The 18,301-nt window shown below is 36.6% G+C and carries 17 protein-coding genes, 1 pseudogene and 3 other annotated features; of the genes and pseudogenes, 14 read left to right on the forward strand and 4 right to left on the reverse strand.

What is annotated here, in order from left to right; all coding sequences use genetic code 11:
* The first annotated feature begins 43 nt into the window (after positions 1 to 43).
* The 12 genes and pseudogenes from BM211_RS01260 (at position 44) to BM211_RS26895 (ending at position 11,927) form a co-directional block, all read left to right on the forward strand.
* A complete protein-coding gene (locus BM211_RS01260; protein WP_035429099.1) occupies positions 44 to 958 on the forward strand; it encodes an aspartate carbamoyltransferase catalytic subunit in 915 nt (304 codons plus the stop codon).
* Complete coding sequence (gene pyrC, locus BM211_RS01265; protein ID WP_035429097.1) at positions 942 to 2,228, forward strand: dihydroorotase; 1,287 nt, start codon at positions 942 to 944, stop codon at positions 2,226 to 2,228. The genes BM211_RS01260 and pyrC overlap by 17 nt, the downstream gene beginning before the upstream one ends.
* On the forward strand, positions 2,225 to 3,322 hold the full coding sequence (locus BM211_RS01270; RefSeq protein ID WP_035429095.1) for a carbamoyl phosphate synthase small subunit: 1,098 nt from the start codon (positions 2,225 to 2,227) through the stop codon (positions 3,320 to 3,322). Before pyrC ends, BM211_RS01270 begins: the two co-directional genes overlap by 4 nt.
* Positions 3,307 to 6,525, forward strand: coding sequence for a carbamoyl-phosphate synthase large subunit (carB, locus tag BM211_RS01275; RefSeq protein ID WP_035429093.1), 3,219 nt, complete (start codon positions 3,307 to 3,309; stop codon positions 6,523 to 6,525). The genes BM211_RS01270 and carB overlap by 16 nt, the downstream gene beginning before the upstream one ends.
* Positions 6,522 to 7,301 carry a dihydroorotate oxidase B electron transfer subunit gene (gene pyrK, locus BM211_RS01280; RefSeq protein WP_035429092.1) on the forward strand — a complete coding sequence of 260 codons (780 nt, stop codon included), beginning with the start codon at positions 6,522 to 6,524 and terminating at the stop codon, positions 7,299 to 7,301. The genes carB and pyrK overlap by 4 nt, the downstream gene beginning before the upstream one ends.
* Complete coding sequence (gene pyrD / locus BM211_RS01285; RefSeq protein WP_035429089.1) at positions 7,298 to 8,209, forward strand: dihydroorotate oxidase B catalytic subunit; 912 nt, start codon at positions 7,298 to 7,300, stop codon at positions 8,207 to 8,209. Before pyrK ends, pyrD begins: the two co-directional genes overlap by 4 nt.
* 2 nt (positions 8,210 to 8,211) lie before the next feature.
* Positions 8,212 to 8,928 (forward strand): orotidine-5'-phosphate decarboxylase, encoded by a 717-nt coding sequence (gene pyrF, locus BM211_RS01290; protein WP_090994654.1) that lies wholly within the window; start codon positions 8,212 to 8,214, stop codon positions 8,926 to 8,928.
* Positions 8,925 to 9,557, forward strand: coding sequence for an orotate phosphoribosyltransferase (gene pyrE / locus BM211_RS01295; RefSeq protein ID WP_035429085.1), 633 nt, complete (start codon positions 8,925 to 8,927; stop codon positions 9,555 to 9,557). Before pyrF ends, pyrE begins: the two co-directional genes overlap by 4 nt.
* A gap of 378 nt (positions 9,558 to 9,935) precedes the next feature.
* Positions 9,936 to 10,841: a CPBP family intramembrane glutamic endopeptidase gene (locus BM211_RS01300; RefSeq protein ID WP_035429083.1), complete on the forward strand. Its 906-nt coding sequence runs from the start codon at positions 9,936 to 9,938 to the stop codon at positions 10,839 to 10,841.
* A 245-nt stretch (positions 10,842 to 11,086) separates the two neighbouring features.
* Positions 11,087 to 11,185: pseudogene (locus tag BM211_RS25745) on the forward strand (orotate phosphoribosyltransferase); the annotation flags it as partial.
* 392 nt (positions 11,186 to 11,577) lie between these two features.
* Entirely contained in the window at positions 11,578 to 11,682 is a 105-nt protein-coding gene (locus tag BM211_RS27440) for a hypothetical protein (RefSeq protein ID WP_371261847.1), read from the forward strand.
* 41 nt (positions 11,683 to 11,723) lie between these two features.
* Complete coding sequence (locus tag BM211_RS26895; RefSeq protein WP_231559657.1) at positions 11,724 to 11,927, forward strand: RHS repeat-associated core domain-containing protein; 204 nt, start codon at positions 11,724 to 11,726, stop codon at positions 11,925 to 11,927.
* Between the two features lie 860 nt (positions 11,928 to 12,787).
* On the opposite strand, the gene BM211_RS01315 is transcribed toward BM211_RS26895, so the two are convergent.
* The 4 genes from BM211_RS01315 to BM211_RS01330 all read right to left on the reverse strand — a co-directional run bounded on the left by BM211_RS01315 (position 12,788) and on the right by BM211_RS01330 (position 15,026).
* The gene (locus BM211_RS01315) at positions 12,788 to 13,186 is read right to left on the reverse strand and encodes a hypothetical protein (RefSeq protein ID WP_256216655.1); all 399 of its coding nucleotides are present in this window, start codon (positions 13,184 to 13,186) and stop codon (positions 12,788 to 12,790) included.
* 114 nt (positions 13,187 to 13,300) lie between these two features.
* Positions 13,301 to 13,981 (reverse strand): HAD family hydrolase, encoded by a 681-nt coding sequence (locus tag BM211_RS01320; protein ID WP_090994656.1) that lies wholly within the window; start codon positions 13,979 to 13,981, stop codon positions 13,301 to 13,303.
* Positions 13,982 to 14,016: 35 nt separating this feature from the next.
* A complete protein-coding gene (locus BM211_RS01325; protein ID WP_090994659.1) occupies positions 14,017 to 14,271 on the reverse strand; it encodes a YbeF family protein in 255 nt (84 codons plus the stop codon).
* An 80-nt stretch (positions 14,272 to 14,351) separates the two neighbouring features.
* On the reverse strand, positions 14,352 to 15,026 hold the full coding sequence (locus tag BM211_RS01330; protein WP_035429073.1) for an MOSC domain-containing protein: 675 nt from the start codon (positions 15,024 to 15,026) through the stop codon (positions 14,352 to 14,354).
* A gap of 275 nt (positions 15,027 to 15,301) precedes the next feature.
* Here BM211_RS01330 and BM211_RS01335 point away from each other — a divergent pair, with 275 nt between their 5' ends.
* Together BM211_RS01335 and BM211_RS01340 are read left to right on the forward strand one after the other, a co-directional pair.
* Positions 15,302 to 15,682 (forward strand): YoqO family protein, encoded by a 381-nt coding sequence (locus BM211_RS01335; protein WP_035429072.1) that lies wholly within the window; start codon positions 15,302 to 15,304, stop codon positions 15,680 to 15,682.
* Between the two features lie 51 nt (positions 15,683 to 15,733).
* Positions 15,734 to 15,958: a binding site (T-box leader), on the forward strand.
* 48 nt (positions 15,959 to 16,006) lie between these two features.
* Positions 16,007 to 16,231 (forward strand) — a binding site (T-box leader).
* 49 nt (positions 16,232 to 16,280) lie between these two features.
* Positions 16,281 to 16,505, forward strand: a binding site (T-box leader).
* A 263-nt stretch (positions 16,506 to 16,768) separates the two neighbouring features.
* Positions 16,769 to 18,133, forward strand: a complete 1,365-nt coding sequence (locus BM211_RS01340; protein ID WP_090994661.1) for an amino acid permease — start codon at positions 16,769 to 16,771, stop codon at positions 18,131 to 18,133.
* Positions 18,134 to 18,301 lie beyond the last annotated feature (168 nt).

Consider the following 18,301-nt stretch of genomic DNA (forward strand, 5'->3'; position numbering starts at 1 on the left):
TTCATATGTACTATTATAAAAATTAGAAAGATGAGGGATGACAATGAACCATTTGTTAACGATGAGTGAGTTATCGGAGCAGGAGATTTCAGAAATCCTAAAAGATGCAGAAGATTTCGCAAGCGGAAAAGGTATAAAAGCGACAGAGCAAACGTTTGTTGCAAATTTATTCTTTGAGAATAGTACAAGAACGCGTTTTAGCTTTGAAGTAGCAGAGAAGCGTTTAGGACTAGATGTTCTCGACTTTACAGCAGAATCTTCTAGCGTACAAAAAGGAGAAACATTGTACGATACGGTAAAAACACTAGAATCGATAGGAACAAAAGCTGTTGTCATCCGCCACGAGCAAGATCGCTATTTCGATGAGCTTAGAGAGCAAGTGAATATTCCAATCTTAAATGCAGGGGATGGATGTGGAAATCATCCAACACAATGCTTGCTTGATCTACTAACGATAAAACAAGAATTTGGAACATTTGAAGGACTGAAAGTGGCAATTGTTGGAGATATCAGTCATAGCCGGGTAGCGCGCTCAAATGCAGAGGCGTTAACGAAGTTAGGAGCAACTGTTTATTTTGCAAGTCCAGAAGAATGGAAAGATGAAACGAACACATTTGGAACGTACAAAGCATTAGACGAATTAGTTCCAGAAGTTGATGTAATGATGTTACTACGCGTGCAGCATGAGCGTCATGATCACTATGAAACAGATATTATGAAAGAGTATCATGAACAGCACGGTTTAACGATTGAACGTGAGAAACGCATGAAGCCAGGAAGCATTATTATGCACCCAGCACCTGTAAACCGTGATGTGGAAATTGCAAGTGAACTTGTCGAGTGTGAGCGCTCACGCATTTTTAAACAAATGGAAAACGGTGTTTATGTAAGAATGGCTGTATTAAAACGCGCATTACCAAATGTATTAGGAGGAATGAAACATGAATTATTTGTTTAAAAATGGTCGCTATGTAAATGAAGAGGGAACTATCGTCACAACAGACCTTCTCGTACAAGACGGTAAAATTGCGAAAGTAGCAGAAAATATCACTGCTGAAAATGTAGAAGTAATTGATGTAAATGGAAAATTAATTGCACCTGGGCTAATTGATGTACATGTACATCTTCGTGAACCGGGTGGTGAGCATAAAGAAACAATTGAAACAGGCACACTTGCGGCAGCAAAAGGTGGATTTACAACAATTTGTGCAATGCCAAATACACGTCCTGTACCAGACTGCAAAGAACATATGGAAGATTTGCAAAAACGAATTCAAGAAAAAGCACATGTAAATGTACTGCCATATGGCGCTATTACAGTACGCCAAGCAGGTTCTGAAATGACAGACTTTGAAACGTTAAAAGAACTCGGTGCATTCGCGTTTACTGATGATGGGGTAGGCGTACAAGATGCAAGTATGATGCTAGCTGCAATGAAGCGTGCAGCAAAATTAAATATGGCAGTTGTTGCACACTGTGAAGAAAATACGCTAATTAATAAAGGTTGTGTACATGAAGGGAAGTTTTCTGAGAAACACGGATTAAACGGTATCCCATCAGTATGTGAATCTGTACATATTGCCCGGGACATATTACTGGCGGAAGCAGCGGATTGCCACTATCACGTATGTCACGTAAGTACAAAAGGATCTGTACGCGTGATTCGTGATGCAAAACGTGCTGGAATTAAAGTAACAGCAGAAGTAACACCACATCACTTAGTATTATGTGAAGATGATATCCCATCGGCTGATCCAAACTTTAAAATGAACCCACCGCTTCGAGGAAAGGAAGACCAAGAAGCATTAATTGAAGGGTTATTAGATGGAACAATCGATATGATCGCAACAGATCATGCACCACATACAGCAGAAGAAAAAGCACAAGGTATTGAAAGAGCACCGTTTGGAATTACTGGTTTTGAAACAGCATTCCCATTACTTTATACAAACTTTGTGAAAAAAGGAATCATCACATTAGAACAATTGGTTCAATTCTTAACAGTAAAACCGGCAGATACATTTGGTTTAGAAGCTGGTCGCCTGCAAGAAGGAAGAGCAGCTGATATTACAATTATCGATTTAGAACAAGAAGAAGAGATTGACCCAGCAACATTCTTATCAAAAGGAAAAAATACGCCATTTACGGGCTGGAAATGTCAAGGATGGCCGATTATGACATTAGTTGACGGTAAGATCGCATGGCAAAAGGAGAGTGCATTAGTATGAAAAGACAGCTTATCTTAGAAGATGGAACAGTATTAATTGGAAAAGGTTTCGGAGGAGAAATCGAGAAGTCAGGTGAAGTTGTATTTACAACTGGAATGACTGGATATCAAGAAACACTATCTGATCCATCATACTGCGGTCAAATTGTAACATTTACGTACCCATTAATCGGAAACTACGGCATTAACCGTGATGATTTCGAATCAATTCATCCATCTGTAGATGGTTTAATAGTAAACGAAATTTGTGATCACCCATCTAACTTCCGTAATGAAATTTCGTTAGATGATTATTTAAAAGAAAGAAACATTCCAGGATTAGCAGGAATTGATACAAGAAAATTAACACGAAAAATTCGTCAATATGGAACATTACGCGGACGTCTTTGCAACATGGATGCGGATGTAGAGTACATCGTTAGCCAATTAAAAGAGACAGTCTTTACAGATCATGTGAAACGCGTATCAACAAAAGATCCATATCCAAGTCCAGGCCGTGGCCATCGCGTTGTACTTGTAGACTTCGGTATGAAGCATGGTATTTTACGAGAACTAAATAAACGTGATTGTGACGTAATCGTTGTACCATACAATACAACTGCCGAAGAAATTTTACGCCTTAGCCCAGATGGAATTATGTTAAGTAATGGACCTGGGGATCCAAAAGATGTACCAGAAGCAATTGAAATGCTAAAAGACATTATCGGAAAAGTACCATTATTTGGAATTTGCCTTGGGCATCAATTGTTCGCTCTAGCATCTGGTGCAAATACAAGCAAGTTAAAATTCGGTCACCGTGGTTTAAATCATCCAGTAAAGCATCTTGCAACTGGAAAAGTAGCCATTACTTCTCAAAACCATGGTTACGCAGTAGAAGAAGAATCAGTTAAAAGTACAGATCTTGAAATTACACATGTAGCTTTAAATGATGGAACAGTAGAAGGTCTTCGTCATACGAAGTTCCCAGCATTTACAGTACAATACCATCCAGAAGCTTCAGCAGGACCAGAAGATGCAAATGATTTATTCGAAGATTTCTTAACAATGATTGAAAACTTCAAGAAAGAAGGGGAAGAGTTATGCCAAAACGCCTAGACATTAACACAATTTTAGTAATCGGATCAGGACCTATTGTAATCGGGCAAGCAGCGGAGTTTGACTACTCTGGAACGCAAGCTTGTCAATCTCTTAAAGAAGAAGGTTACAAAGTAATCCTTGTAAACTCTAACCCAGCAACAATTATGACAGATACTGCAACAGCAGATAAAGTATACATTGAGCCATTAACATTAGAATTTGTAAGCCGTATTATTCGTAAAGAACGTCCAGATGCAATCTTACCAACATTAGGTGGCCAAACAGGCTTAAATATGGCGGTTGAACTTGCAAAATCAGGCGTACTTGACGAGTGCGGAGTTGAAATTTTAGGAACAAAATTATCAGCAATTGAGCAAGCGGAAGATCGTGATTTATTCCGTACATTAATGCAAGACTTAAACGAACCAGTACCACCAAGTGAAATTATTCATACGCTTGATGAAGCATATGAATTTGTAAAAGTAATTGATTATCCAGTTATCGTTCGCCCTGCATTTACGCTAGGCGGAACTGGCGGTGGTATTTGCCATAATGAAGAAGAGTTAATTGAAATTGTAACAAGCGGTTTAAAACATAGCCCAGTAACGCAGTGCTTATTAGAAAAAAGTATCGCAGGGTTTAAAGAAATCGAATACGAAGTAATGCGCGATGCAAGCGATAATGCGATTGTAGTATGTAATATGGAAAACATTGACCCAGTTGGTGTTCATACAGGAGATTCAATCGTTATTGCGCCTAGCCAAACATTAAGTGACCGTGAATATCAAATGTTACGTAATACTTCATTAAGAATTATTCGTGCATTAGGAATTGAAGGTGGATGTAACGTTCAGCTTGCACTTGATCCGCATAGTTTCCAATACTATGTAATCGAAGTAAATCCACGTGTAAGTCGTTCATCTGCATTAGCATCAAAAGCAACAGGATATCCAATTGCAAAATTGGCAGCAAAAATTGCAGTCGGCTTAACACTTGATGAAATTGTAAACCCGGTTACACAAAAAACATATGCATGCTTTGAACCAGCTTTAGACTATGTTGTTTCTAAAATTCCACGTTGGCCATTTGATAAGTTTGAGTCAGCAAACAGAACGCTTGGCACACAAATGAAAGCGACTGGGGAAGTCATGTCAATCGGTCGTAATTTAGAAGAATCATTATTAAAAGCAGTTCGTTCTTTAGAGCTTGGTATTTATCATTTAGAGCTTGATTACTTAAAAGAGCTTGATAAAGAAACAATGAAAAAACGTATTATAAAAGCAGATGATGAGCGTCTATTCGTTGTAGCAGAAGCAATTCGTCAAGGTGTAACGAAAGAAGAAATTAATGCATGGTGTGAAATGGACTTCTTCTTCTTACAAAAAGTTGAAAACATCGTAACTATGGAGCTTAACGTTAAAAACAATGTAGGCAATATGGAAGTATTACAAGAAGCAAAAGCAATGGGATTCAGTGATCATTACATCGCAGCTGCTTGGGGTAAAACAGAGCGTGAAGTTTACGATATGCGTAAAGAAAACGGCATGACACCAGTATTCAAAATGGTAGATACATGTGCGGCAGAATTTGAATCGGCAACGCCTTACTACTACAGCACATATGGTGATGAAAACGAATCAATCGTTACAGAGCGTAAAAGTGTAGTCGTTCTTGGCTCTGGTCCAATTCGCATCGGTCAAGGTGTCGAGTTTGACTATGCAACAGTTCATTCTGTATGGGCAATTAAAGAAGCTGGTTACGAAGCGATTATTATAAATAACAACCCAGAAACAGTTTCAACAGACTTTAGTATTTCAGATAAATTATATTTTGAACCACTTACAATTGAAGATGTAATGCACATCATCGATTTAGAACAACCAGAAGGTGTAATCGTTCAGTTTGGTGGACAAACAGCGATTAACTTAGCGGCAAAATTACAAGAGCGCGGCGTGAAAATTTTAGGTACATCACTAGAAGATTTAGACCGTGCAGAAGACCGTGATAAATTTGAAGCAGCTTTAACAGAGCTAGGTATCCCGCAACCAGTTGGTAAAACAGCAACGACTGTAGAACAAGCGGTAGCAATCGCTGAAGAAATTGGTTACCCAGTATTAGTAAGACCATCTTACGTACTTGGCGGACGTGCAATGGAAATTGTATATCGTCAAGAAGAACTACTGCACTATATGAAAAACGCAGTAAAAGTTCATGCAGATCATCCAGTATTAATTGACCGCTACATGGTTGGGAAAGAAATTGAAGTAGATGCAATTTCAGACGGTGAAAATGTATTCATTCCAGGTATTATGGAACATATTGAACGCGCTGGAGTTCACTCTGGTGACTCAATTGGAGTATACCCACCGCAAAGCTTATCTGCAAAACTGAAAGAACAAATTATCGAAAATACAATTGCACTTGGAAGAGGATTAAACATTGTTGGATTACTGAATATCCAGTTTGTAGTATTCAAAGATGAAGTGTATGTAATTGAAGTAAACCCACGTGCGAGCCGTACAGTACCATTCTTAAGTAAGATTACAGGTGTACCGATGGCGAATATCGCAACAAAAGTTATTTTAGGTCAAAATCTTGTAGAACAAGGTTATGAAACGGGATATCGCCCAGAAGAGAAAGAAGTATATGTAAAAGCTCCAGTATTCTCTTTTGCAAAATTACGTTCTGTTGATACAACATTAGGACCTGAAATGAAATCAACAGGGGAAGTAATGGGTAAAGATTTAACGCTTGAAAAAGCATTATATAAAGGACTTGTTGCTGCTGGAATCAATATTCCAACGCACGGATCTGTAATCATCACAGTAGCAGATAAAGATAAAGAAGAAGCACTAGAAATCGCTAAACGATTCCATGAAATTGGCTATAACTTATTAGCGACAGCAGGAACTGCGAAATCATTAACAGACCAAGGCGTTCCAGTCCAAGTTGTAAACAAAATTGATTCTGAAGACTACAACTTACTTGATATTATTCGCCAAGGAAAAGCGCAATTTGTTATTAACACATTAACAAAAGGAAAACAACCAGCGCGTGATGGCTTCCGTATTCGCCGTGAGTCTGTAGAAAATGGTGTAGCATGCTTAACATCATTAGATACAACAAGAGCAATTTTACGAGTACTAGAGTCTATGACATTTTCAGCTCACGCAATGAAAGAATTTGCAGGGTCTGAGCGTCAAGAGGTGGTACATGCATGATGCAAAAGCAAAATATGATTGTCGTTAACCAAACAGAAATCGCAAAAAACATTTATGAATTAGTGCTTCAAGGTGATATTGTACAGCAAATGAACGAACCAGGGCAGTTTGTACACATTAAAGTCGCAGAGGGCATCGCGCCCCTTCTGCGCCGCCCGATTAGTATTTGTAATGTCGATCAAGAGAAAAACGAATTTACAATGCTATACCGTGCAGAAGGACAAGGAACAAAAACATTAGCAAAGAAAAAGCAAGGTGAACTTGTAGATGTATTAGGACCATTAGGCCATGGATTTCCGGTAGAAGAAGCGGAGGCAAGGCAAACTGCTCTATTAGTAGGAGGCGGAATTGGTGTACCACCACTTTATGAGCTATCACAACGCCTTGTTGCAAAAGGAGTACGTGTCATTCATATCCTAGGTTTCCAAACAAAAGATGTTGTCTTCTACGAAGAGAAATTTGCAGAACTTGGTGATACGTACGTTGCAACAGTAGACGGCACGCATGGGACAAAAGGATTTGTAACAGATGTAATTGATGCATATGGAATTGATTTTGACATTCTTTACTCCTGCGGCCCACTTGCAATGTTACGTGCACTAGAAGGGCGTTATAAAGAGAAAAAAGCATACATTTCACTTGAAGAACGTATGGGCTGTGGTATTGGAGCGTGTTTTGCATGTGTATGCCACTTACAAGAAGATCCAAGTGGACATTCTTACAAGAAGGTGTGTAGCGACGGGCCAGTATTTCCAATCGGGGAGGTTGTACTATGAACAGATTGCAAGTTGAATTACCAGGATTATCATTAAAGAATCCAATCATCCCAGCATCTGGTTGCTTCGGGTTTGGTCGTGAGTATGCACAATTTTATGATTTAAGTGTACTTGGATCAATCATGATTAAAGCAACAACGGAACAACCTCGTTATGGAAATCCAACGCCTCGTGTTGCCGAAACACCGGGCGGAATGCTAAATGCAATCGGGCTTCAAAACCCAGGGTTAGAAAAGGTGATGACTTCAGAATTACCATGGCTAGAACAGTTTGATCTGCCAATTATTGCGAACGTTGCAGGATCACAAGCTGAAGACTATGTGGCAGTTGCGAAAGAAATTTCAAAAGCACCGAATGTTCATGCATTAGAATTAAATATTTCTTGCCCAAATGTGAAGACAGGTGGAATTGCTTTCGGTACAGTACCGGAAATTGCAGCAGATTTAACGAAACGTGTAAAAGAAGTATCTGAAGTTCCGGTATACGTAAAGCTATCACCAAACGTTGCAAACATTGTTGAGATTGCAAAAGCAATTGAAAACGCGGGAGCAGACGGGTTAACGATGATTAATACATTGCTTGGCATGCGTTTAGATTTAAAAACAGCAAAACCAATTTTAGCAAATCGTACAGGCGGACTATCTGGACCAGCGATTAAGCCAGTGGCAATTCGCATGGTGCACGAAGTGAGTCAAGCTGTTAACATTCCAATCATCGGAATGGGTGGTATCGAATCGGCGGAAGATGTAATTGAGTTCTTCTACGCTGGTGCAAGTGCAGTAGCAGTTGGAACAGCCAACTTCGTTGATCCGTTTGTATGTCCAACAATTATTGAAGAATTACCAGCACTTTTAGATGAATTAGGATTTGAACACATTTCAGAATGCCGTGGAAGGAGCTGGAAGTAAGCATGTCACAATCTTTAATAGTTGCACTAGATTTTCCAGGTAAGGCAGAGGTAGAACAGTTTTTAAGTCACTTTGAAGGAGAACAATTATTTGTCAAAGTTGGTATGGAACTGTTTTATAAAGAGGGACCTGCTATTATCACGTATTTAAAAGAAAAAGGACATCAAATTTTTCTGGATTTGAAACTTCATGATATTCCGAACACAGTAAAAAGTGCAATGCGCAATATAGCTAGTTTAGAAGTTGATATGGTAAACGTTCATGCTGCTGGGGGAAGCAGTATGATGAAATATGCGCTTGAGGGATTAGAGGAAGGTAAGAAAGAAGGAAAAGAGAGACCGATTTGTATTGCAGTTACACAACTAACAAGCACATCGGAAGAAGTAATGAAAAAAGAGATCGGCATTGAGAAAACTTTAGAAGAAGCGGTTGCTCACTATGCGAAATTAACAAAAGAAAGCGGTTTGGACGGCGTTGTTTGTTCAACGCTTGAAGTACCAAAATTACGTGAAGTATGCGGAGACGCTTTCGTAACAGTAACACCGGGGATTCGTCTTGCAAGCGACGATGTAAATGACCAAGTGCGTGTAGCAACGCCAAAACGTGCGCGTGAACTCGGCTCTAGTTATATCGTAGTAGGACGTAGTATTACAAAAGCAGAAAATCCGCGCGAGGCGTATCAAATTGTAAAAGAACAGTGGGAGGGTGTAACAGTATGAAAAAACAAATTGCATCTCATTTATTAGATATCGGAGCAGTATTTTTACAACCAAATGATCCATTTACATGGTCTTCTGGCATGAAATCACCAATTTATTGTGATAACCGTTTAACGTTATCATACCCAGAAGTACGCCAAGCGATTGCAGCAGGATTAGAAGAATTAATTCAAACACACTTCGGAGATGTAGAAGTTATTGCAGGTACAGCAACAGCAGGTATTGCGCACGCTGCTTGGGTAAGCGACCGTATGAACTTACCAATGTGCTATGTACGCAGCAAGGCAAAAGGTCATGGTAAAGGTAACCAGATCGAAGGTAAAGCAGAAAAAGGCCAAAAAGTTGTCGTAGTAGAAGATTTAATCTCAACTGGCGGCAGTGCAATCACTTGTGTAGAGGCACTTCGCGAAGCTGGTTGTGAAGTACTAGGAATCGTATCAATCTTCACATACGAACTAGAATCAGGAAAAGAAAAATTAGCAGCAGCAAACGTTGCATCATACTCTTTAAGTGACTACAGTGCACTTACAGAAGTAGCAGCAGAAAAAGGTATCATTGGCGAAGCAGAAACGAAGAAACTGCAAGAATGGCGTAAAAATCCAGCTGACGAGGCTTGGGTTACAGCGTAATAATATAGAAAACACGACCGTGGGGGAACGCGGTCGTGTTTTTTTGCAATTATATGTATTCATTCATGTAAGGAGTATATATGAATAGTATCTGATAGACAGTGTAATAAGAAAGAATCTTAAGAACGAAAGGATTTAAAAGAAGACTTCGGTATTGGCGGAGTCTTCTTTCTCATGTTCATGAATTTATATATTACAAGAAAAAGGAAAAAAATACTATGTGTCGAAAATAAGATGATGAAGGATGTCGTATCAAAAAGATAATAAAGTGAAACGCCTTTATTAGTTTTTATTATTACATTTTTTAATTAGGGGTAAGCGTTTGGAAAAATATAAGTAGATTGTAACAGAAATAACGAAGGACTTGGGAGGGAAAAAATGAATAATGATCGATTTAAAACAATAGAAGCAGTACGAGAAGGAAAAAAGAAAGTACATCCAATTTTAGCGGTGATATTAACAATTTTATTTTTAGTTTTAGGTGAATTGTTTATGCTCTTTATGTTGTTTTTACCGAAGGCAAGAACGACCTTTATGGAGGGGATATATCTTGATTTAGAAATGGTATTAACATTTGGAGGAACAATTTTAATTGTATTTTTATGGGTTCGATTTGTGGAGAAAAGACCATTTTCATCCATTGGTCTTTGGAAAGGACAATGGATAAAAAAGTATTTGCGCGGAGCTTTGCTAGGATTTATATTCATATCAATACCAGTTGTATTTCTTGTTATAACAGGAGCTGTACAGTTGCAAATACAACATATTACAACGACAGGTATATTTAGTATATTCGGATCTTTAGTTGCATTTTTAATACAAGGAGCCGCAGAAGAGGTTGTAGTACGAGGGTGGTTGTTTCCTGTTATATCTGTAAGAAGCCGCATATGGATTGGGGTGGTTGTAACTTCAATTCTATTTGGTTTTCTTCATTTATTTAACCCTGATATTACAATTCTTTCAATATTAAATATCATATTAGTTGGTGTATTTGCGGCATTTTATGTATTAAAAGAGGGTAGTCTTTGGGGGATTTGTGCTTGGCATTCTATATGGAACTGGGCTCAATATAATGTATATGGTTTTGCGGTGAGTGGAACAACGGCATATTCTACACCATTATTTAAATCGGTTACGAGTGGTCCCAACCTATTACATGGTGGAGCATTCGGAATCGAAGGAAGTATGATTACGACAATTATGCTTGCAGTTGTTTCGTTCGGACTATGGAGACAACTATGGGGAAGAAAGGGAAACAGCATAATGCTAGATCATAATAGGTGAGAAATGGATGATGCGATCATCTGTCTATATAAATATCAATTGAAAAACCAATAGAAAACCATTCTATTTAGGAGGGAGAGGGGATCCGGCCATGCAGAGAAGCGGATCCTCCCATATGCAAGTGTTAAAGTGAGTGCAGGTTAGTTTTCGTTGTACATAATAGGGATTTATATATCGAATGTCGAAAAAATTAAAATAAACTTATATATCCAAAAGCAAAAGGTCATAGTAAAGGAAACCAGATTGAAGGTAAAGTAGAAAAAGAGATGATTGGCGAAGCAGAAACGAAGAAACTACAAAAATGGCGTAAAAATCCAGCTGACGAGGCTTGGATTACAGCGTAATGATAAAGAAAACACGACCGTGGGGGGGAACGCGGTCGTGTTTTTTTATACATAATAGTAGAGGGGGAGTTATATTTGTGCGGTTATGTTATTTCTAACATGTTGTTTTTTATAATGGAAGAAATCATAATGTATTTGATATTGGAAACGTTGTTCGTTATCAAGTCGGCAATAGCGCGGCGGGCCAATTTACGTATGACCACACAAAGAAACTGACAAACTTACAAATAGGCACAAAAGATTCACAGCGTATTTTAGAAGAATCCTATACGTATGACGCAACAAGTAACCGCACCGCAATCGAACGCAAAAACGGTGACAAAACAGAAAAAACAACATATGCATATGATTCTATTAATCAACTAACAAAAGAAGCATTACAAAATGGTACAATGAAAGAATACAGCTATGACGGCTTTGGAAACCGCACAAACGCACAAGTAACAGAAGCAGGACAGCTGTATCAACAACTGTATTTAACGACGGCAACCAGATAACGAAATTTGGCAACGAATCCCTAACATATGACGCAAAAGGCATCGCCGCAGAGAATCCATTTGGCTATGCGGGATATATGTATGATGAAGAAATTGGGATGTATTATTTAATTGCGAGATATTACAATCCAACTCATGGTGTGTTCTTGTCTGTGGATCCAGATCCGGGTGATGAGGATGATCCGATTACGCAGAATGGGTATACGTATGGGAATAACAATCCGGTGATGATGGTGGATCCGTAATGGCTAGTTCAAAATTTTTGCAACCATAATGGGAAGCAACGAAATCGTATGGCAAATATCAAAATAAATCCAAATGGCTAGTTCAGCAAAGTGCAAATTTAAAATCTAAAAAAGGAAAAATATTGTCTAGAGTACAAAGTAAAGCAAATGCTAGGCAATTTCAAAAAGTGAGTATTCGATTGGCTGGAAAAGTAGGAAGGAAAACCTTATTAGGTCCGATTGGTTGGGCATCGGATGCTTATGTATTTTATAAAGATTTTAGGAAAGGACGGAAATCTTATAGGAAAAGGTGATTAAATGATAGATAGCGATGAAACAATAATTTGGATATATGGGATTATTATAGGAGTTATTTTTGGTGGAGGTTGCATACTAACAATAGTTAAAAATAAAACATATATACTATTTTTATTTTTTATTCCTTTTATAATTCTATATTTACTATACTTCACATCATTATCTTTTATCCCCATATTATTTCGTTTGTTGATATTTGGAGGATCCTTTATCTTAGTTTACATTGTCGTATACTGGTTTGAAACACGTTAAGTATATAGAAAAATAACCAAAATAAAGAAATTTGAAACGACAATAAATCAAAGTGGTAGCGAGGACGCATAGAATAATTTCTTAAAGTGTGATACGGAAAGGTATTGCAGCAGAGAACCATAATAGTAGGGGAATCGATACATTTAAATCTAGCTGATAAAGCTTGGATTACAGCATAATAAGAAAAAACACGACTGTGTGGGGGAAATCAGTCGTGTTTTTTATATTGCATTCATGAACAATAAAATTATTTGTTTTAAAATTCAGAGAAAATAAAAGAGAGGTGCAGTGATCATTATCAATTAATCTTATTATAAAAAATAAGGCAGGTAATAAAATATGCCAATGCCAATACTTGCAGTTGATAAAATAATCGTACCAAATACAAGAGGATTTAAAGAAAGGCGGAATACTGTTACTGATCCTAAATCTACACCACCGCTATAATATTTATCTGCAATTTTAGCATTATTTCTTTGAATCGTAACGAAATAGGGAATAAGCCAAACGCAACATAATAATAAAATACTTCCCATAACTAAACTTTCTAAGACAGATACTTTGAAAAAAATTGAGAAGCGCCATATCACAAGTAATTCGAATAAGATGGTTATGGCTGTTAAGAGTATCTTTCTCCACTTTGCACTAAACTTTTTAAAAATAGTTGCATTAAGAAATTGCTCGGTTTTATCCCATGCAAATGCTAACAAGAAGAGGCAACAAACAAAAATGAGAGTGACTAGAAATTTTAATAATGAGACCATATGTTATTCCTTTCTTTTACGGTTTTATAATAGGTAGTCTAAATATTCGTACTAGAGCGTTTATGTAAGTATATGAATTAATTCATACAACGATTGTATGGTAAGAACACTACATTGTTGTTTTTTATTACTTCGATCTAGCCATATTCCATGCATACCAGCTTTTTTACTGCTGAGGGCATCTGTTTCTAAGCGATCACCAATGTAATAGCAATCTTGAATTTGACATTTGGCTTTCATACTAGCTGTTTGAAAGATAGCTATATTAGGTTTTGCCACACCTATTTCACTAGAAGTGATAACGGGATCGAAATAATGTAAGATATGTAAACGATGTAGTTTTTCAATTTGTTGTTCATAATTCCCATTACTAATAATTCCTAATGGATAACCTTTTTGTTTTAAGCTATCTAGTACATAGACTACATCTTTATACACTGTCCAGTTTTCTATATATAAGGATAAATATAGGCTGAATTTCTCATCAGCTTCTTCATTCGTTAAGAGAACGCCATACTTTTGAAAAAGGTGTAGCATTCGCAATCTTTGTTGTTCTTGAAACGATAATGTATTGGATAAAAATTGATTAAAGTATTGTTCAGAGAGTTGGTTCCATAGTTTGCTAGCTTCAAATTCTTTACCAGAAAAAATAGGATTATGCTCGCGAAAGAAGTCAAGAATACCATTTTTTTCAGCGAGCTCATAATCAAGTAAAGTACCATCAATATCAAAGAAAATCATGAATAATGCTCCTTCAGTAACATGTAATGACATAGTTAATGCTTTTTATCTACTTCTTTTTTCTCTTTTTCAAATAATAGTGTTATATAAGAAACAAGAAATGAAAAAATACTATACATCCCGACCCAAAAGAAAAATGATCGATTAAATAAGGTTACTGCCAAAATAAGAAAAATCGCAAACGTAATAATAGGCATTACATAATATGTTTTTGTAACCCGTGTACCAATAACAGAAAAAATAAAGACAAGCAATGGACAAACAAGTAATACGAATGCAAATTCACTCATGTGCTGTCCTCTTTTCTATCAAATTATTCCGCTATTCGTGGGCAGTAAATAAGACCCCCACTGATGGAAGTTTCACTTTATTATTTTCCTGTTAAACGTTTTTCTGTACTCGTTTCTTTTCCTTCTAATCGCTTCGTAAATGTGTTACGCCAGCTTTCTGATAAAGAATCAACTGCTAATATGCGTTGTATACCTTCAATATTTTGTTTATCGCGGTGCATGATTTCATTTGCGAAGGCTATTGTGATGTGGTGTTTATTATGTTCTATTAATATTATTTCATCAGAAGGGGAAACAGTTCCTTCTGTTAGCACTCTTACATAAAAGCCAGTAAATCCTGTATTTTGCACAAGAAGCGGGAAGTCTTTTCGATTGTAGCGATAAGATAGTTTATAGCAAGGTTGTCTCGGCTGTGTTACTTGAACGAGCGCTTCTCCTATTTTATATATATCACCAATGCATACATCTGATTCCAGTAATCCTGTTACTGTTAAATTTTCTCCGAATGCTCCGTATGGAAGTTGCTGCGTTAGCTCTTGTTCCCAATATGGATAATGTTCAAAGGCATATATACAAACAGCTTTATCTTTTCCGCCGTGATGCTTTAAATCAGCCTGACCGTCGCCTTCGAAGTTAAGTGTCGATAAATATAATGGTTTATTAATACTTTCTTTAAACAAACCAGTTTCAATTTCTTTCCCTTGAAACTGGAATTTTTGCGGTGTCCCGATATTGAGGGAAATGATGTGTGGCATAATAATAACTCCTTTCTATCTTTATATATGGTTTATATTACCATGAAATGAGATAAGGATTACATGCTTTGTAGGAAAATTCATACATTTTTGAATGGATTAAAGCAGAGGTCATAAGTGGTATGAAGAAGTATGAATCCCCCAGTAGGGTCAACTGTTTAAAATAGGAGAACAATTTCACTCACCGTAATGGAATAAGTACGACATACAAAAAACATAATGAATGAATGTTATAATGAAAGTAATTCTATAAATAGAAAATAAAGGAGGTTTTTATGGCAAAAAAAATAGGTTTTTACGGTTTAATGGCTAGTTTAATTTTATCTATTATTTTAACTCATCTAATTGCAGATAATTGGATAAACATTGTTTTTATTGCTGGAATTATTTTTGCTTTGCTATACAGGTGGGAGGATATTCGAAATTTAAGTAAGAAAAAGAAACTAATTTTTACGATTGAATTTATTATTTTGGTACCGACTGTAGCATTTCTATTAATAGCAGGTCAGAAAAAAATGGCTGCTATGTCACTTTTTCAAGAGTGGTTATTTTTAGCGAAATTCATTTATATATTTGTAATTTTAATTGTTTCTGGAATGATTGTTTCCAAAGTAAATAGAAAGTTATTATTACATGATGATACATTTCGTGTATAAAAAATATTGCTTTTTTACCTTATTTATTATAGGATAATCATTAAGTAAATAAGATAAGCGATGAATGGAATAAAGTAGTGTATGTTCTCCCTGTTAAAGAGAGCTGGCGGTTGGTGTAAGTCAGTACATAGAACAACATGAATTACAATCCAGGAGCATCTTCTTCGAGCGAATAGTAAGGGGAAGACGGTGAAGAGCCGTTATAGAGAATGAAGAGATTGACATATAAAGTTTGTCAATAATTAGGGTGGTACCGCGAATAAAATCGTCCCTACTGATTAATTTCAGTAGGGGTTTTTTGTATTTTCATAACAACTAAATAATAGATAAGCGATGAATGGAATAGAGTAGTGTATGTTCTCCCTGTTAAAGAGAGCTGGCGGTTGGTGTAAGTCAGTACATAGAACAACATGAATTACAATCCAGGAGCATCTTCTTCGAGCGAATAGTAAGGGGAAGACGGTGAAGAGCCGTTATAGAGAATGAAGAGATTGACATATAAAGTTTGTCAATAATTAGGGTGGTACCGCGAATAAAATCGTCCCTACTGATTAATTTTCAGTAGGGATTTTTTGTATTTTCATAACAACTAAATAATAGATAAGCGATGAATGGAATAGAGTAGTGTATGTTTTCCCTGTTAAAGAGAGCTGGCGGTTGGTGTAAGTCAGTACATAGAACAACATGAATTACAATCCAGGAGCATCTTCTTCGAGCGAATAGTAAGGGGAAGACGGTGAAGAGCCGTTATAGAGAATGAAGAGATTGACATATAAAGTTTGTCAATAACTAGGGTGGTACCGCGAATAAAATCGTCCCTACTGATTAATTTCAGTAGGGATTTTTTATTTACTTTTTAAATAGAAGTACTTAAATGTATGAATGATGATGCTTTTAAGAGGCCTAATTGTGGATAAGACTGACAGGCCGTTATTTAAAAAATGAATTTAGCTAGTATAAATCAATTCATTCACCAAGTACCAATAGAAATGTAAAGGAGGTGAATAGCTATGGAAGATGGCTATTACTATGTAAAATCACTTGCAAAACAACTTGGGAAATTAAGAACAGAAAGAGGAGAACAGAATGAAGAAAGATGGTTTAAAGAAAGAGTTATTACCTAGACATGTGCAATTTTTAGCGTTAGCGGGAATGATTGGTACGGGTATTTTTAAAGGTAGTGGAGATACTTTAGGGATTGCTGGGCCTGGCGTAATTATTTCGTACTTACTTGGTGGATTATTAATGATGATTGTTATGGTGGCTTTAGCAGAAATGGCTGTTGTTTATCCAAATCAAAATGTTCAACATTTAGTTCATAAGGCTTTTGGATTTCACGTATCATTTGTAGTGGGATGGCTATACTGGATTAACTGGACGCTTGTTACAATTGTAGAAATATTAGCTGCAGGATCTTTTTTACAATTTTGGTTTCCGAATGTACCTCTTTGGTTACTAAGTGCTATTTGTGCACTATTAGTTGTGGGGATTAACAGCTTTCAAGTGAAATTTTATGGCGAAATGGAATTTTGGTTTGCTAGTATAAAAATTTTGGCACTTGTATTATTCATCCTTTTAGGAGGAGCAGTCTTATTTGGACTAACGAGTTTTGCTCCGTCAACACCAACGGAACATTTACTTGGGCATGGTGGATTCTTTCCAAATGGTATTAAAGGGGTATTTAGTGCTTGTTTTATTGTAATGTTTTCGTTCGGAGGATCTGAGTTAATAGGGGTAGCAATTTCTGAGACAAAAGACGTTGAAAAGGTGTTACCTAAAGTGATAAAGGGTGTTGTTTGGCGCGTAATCATATTTTATATCTTGCCCATTACAATTATTGCGGGATTAATACCTTGGAATGAAGTTGCAGGAAATGAAAGTCCATTTATACAAGTAATGAATGCCATTGGTATCCCAGGTGTTGCACATATTATGAATTTTGTTTTATTAACTGCAGTTCTTTCAGCGGCGAATTCAGGAGTTTTTGCTACTTCCAGAACAATGGTTGCGTTAGCTGAAAAAGGAGAAGCACCAAAAATATTGAAACAGACTGCGAAATCAGGTGCACCAATCATTGCAATTTCTTTGAATGGCTTATTACTATTGATCGGGGCAGGCCTAGCATTCTTTGCTCCAAATAGTATTATCGGAACAATGATGACAATTCCAGGGTTTACAATGTTATTGCTTTGGTTAAGTATTTGCTTTGCGCAACTTAAATTACGTCCTAACTATGCAACGATGCCTAATTTTAAAATGAAGTTATTTCCAACTACAACTATTATTGGAATCGTGGGATTATGTATTATCTTCATAGGCTCAACGTTTAGTAATGGAATTTCAGTTGGAACAGTGGTTTGTTTTACAACTTTAGCAATTTTAATTGGTTTTGCTTTATTTAAAGGGCGGAATAGAAAGAAAGAAGAAACACAATTAAAGCATATAAGCTAAATTTATGAGCGGAATAATGAAGTATATTATTAAATTTGATAGAGTAGGGACATTCATCTAATAATCATTAGAGCATGCTTTTACTGAAATAAGAGTTTAATAAAATAAATTAAAGTCATAACAAAAAGCTGTATTACTTCACGTATAAAGTAATACAGCTTTTTTACA

Source organism: Bacillus sp. 491mf (assembly GCF_900112415.1).
In the GTDB taxonomy this organism is placed as follows: Bacteria; Bacillota; Bacilli; order Bacillales; family Bacillaceae_G; genus Bacillus_A.

Coding starts and splice junctions, on each gene's coding strand:
- BM211_RS01300 (WP_035429083.1), top strand. CDS start 9,936: ATGAATAATGATCGATTTAAAACAATAGAAGCAGTACGAGAAGGAAAA.
- pyrE (WP_035429085.1), top strand. CDS start 8,925: ATGAAAAAACAAATTGCATCTCATTTATTAGATATCGGAGCAGTATTT.
- BM211_RS27440 (WP_371261847.1), top strand. CDS start 11,578: ATGAAAGAATACAGCTATGACGGCTTTGGAAACCGCACAAACGCACAA.
- pyrF (WP_090994654.1), top strand. CDS start 8,212: ATGTCACAATCTTTAATAGTTGCACTAGATTTTCCAGGTAAGGCAGAG.
- BM211_RS01330 (WP_035429073.1), bottom strand. CDS start 15,026: ATGCCACACATCATTTCCCTCAATATCGGGACACCGCAAAAATTCCAG.
- pyrC (WP_035429097.1), top strand. CDS start 942: ATGAATTATTTGTTTAAAAATGGTCGCTATGTAAATGAAGAGGGAACT.
- pyrD (WP_035429089.1), top strand. CDS start 7,298: ATGAACAGATTGCAAGTTGAATTACCAGGATTATCATTAAAGAATCCA.
- BM211_RS01260 (WP_035429099.1), top strand. CDS start 44: ATGAACCATTTGTTAACGATGAGTGAGTTATCGGAGCAGGAGATTTCA.
- carB (WP_035429093.1), top strand. CDS start 3,307: ATGCCAAAACGCCTAGACATTAACACAATTTTAGTAATCGGATCAGGA.
- BM211_RS01340 (WP_090994661.1), top strand. CDS start 16,769: ATGAAGAAAGATGGTTTAAAGAAAGAGTTATTACCTAGACATGTGCAA.
- pyrK (WP_035429092.1), top strand. CDS start 6,522: ATGATGCAAAAGCAAAATATGATTGTCGTTAACCAAACAGAAATCGCA.
- BM211_RS01320 (WP_090994656.1), bottom strand. CDS start 13,981: ATGATTTTCTTTGATATTGATGGTACTTTACTTGATTATGAGCTCGCT.
- BM211_RS01325 (WP_090994659.1), bottom strand. CDS start 14,271: ATGAGTGAATTTGCATTCGTATTACTTGTTTGTCCATTGCTTGTCTTT.
- BM211_RS01335 (WP_035429072.1), top strand. CDS start 15,302: ATGGCAAAAAAAATAGGTTTTTACGGTTTAATGGCTAGTTTAATTTTA.
- BM211_RS01270 (WP_035429095.1), top strand. CDS start 2,225: ATGAAAAGACAGCTTATCTTAGAAGATGGAACAGTATTAATTGGAAAA.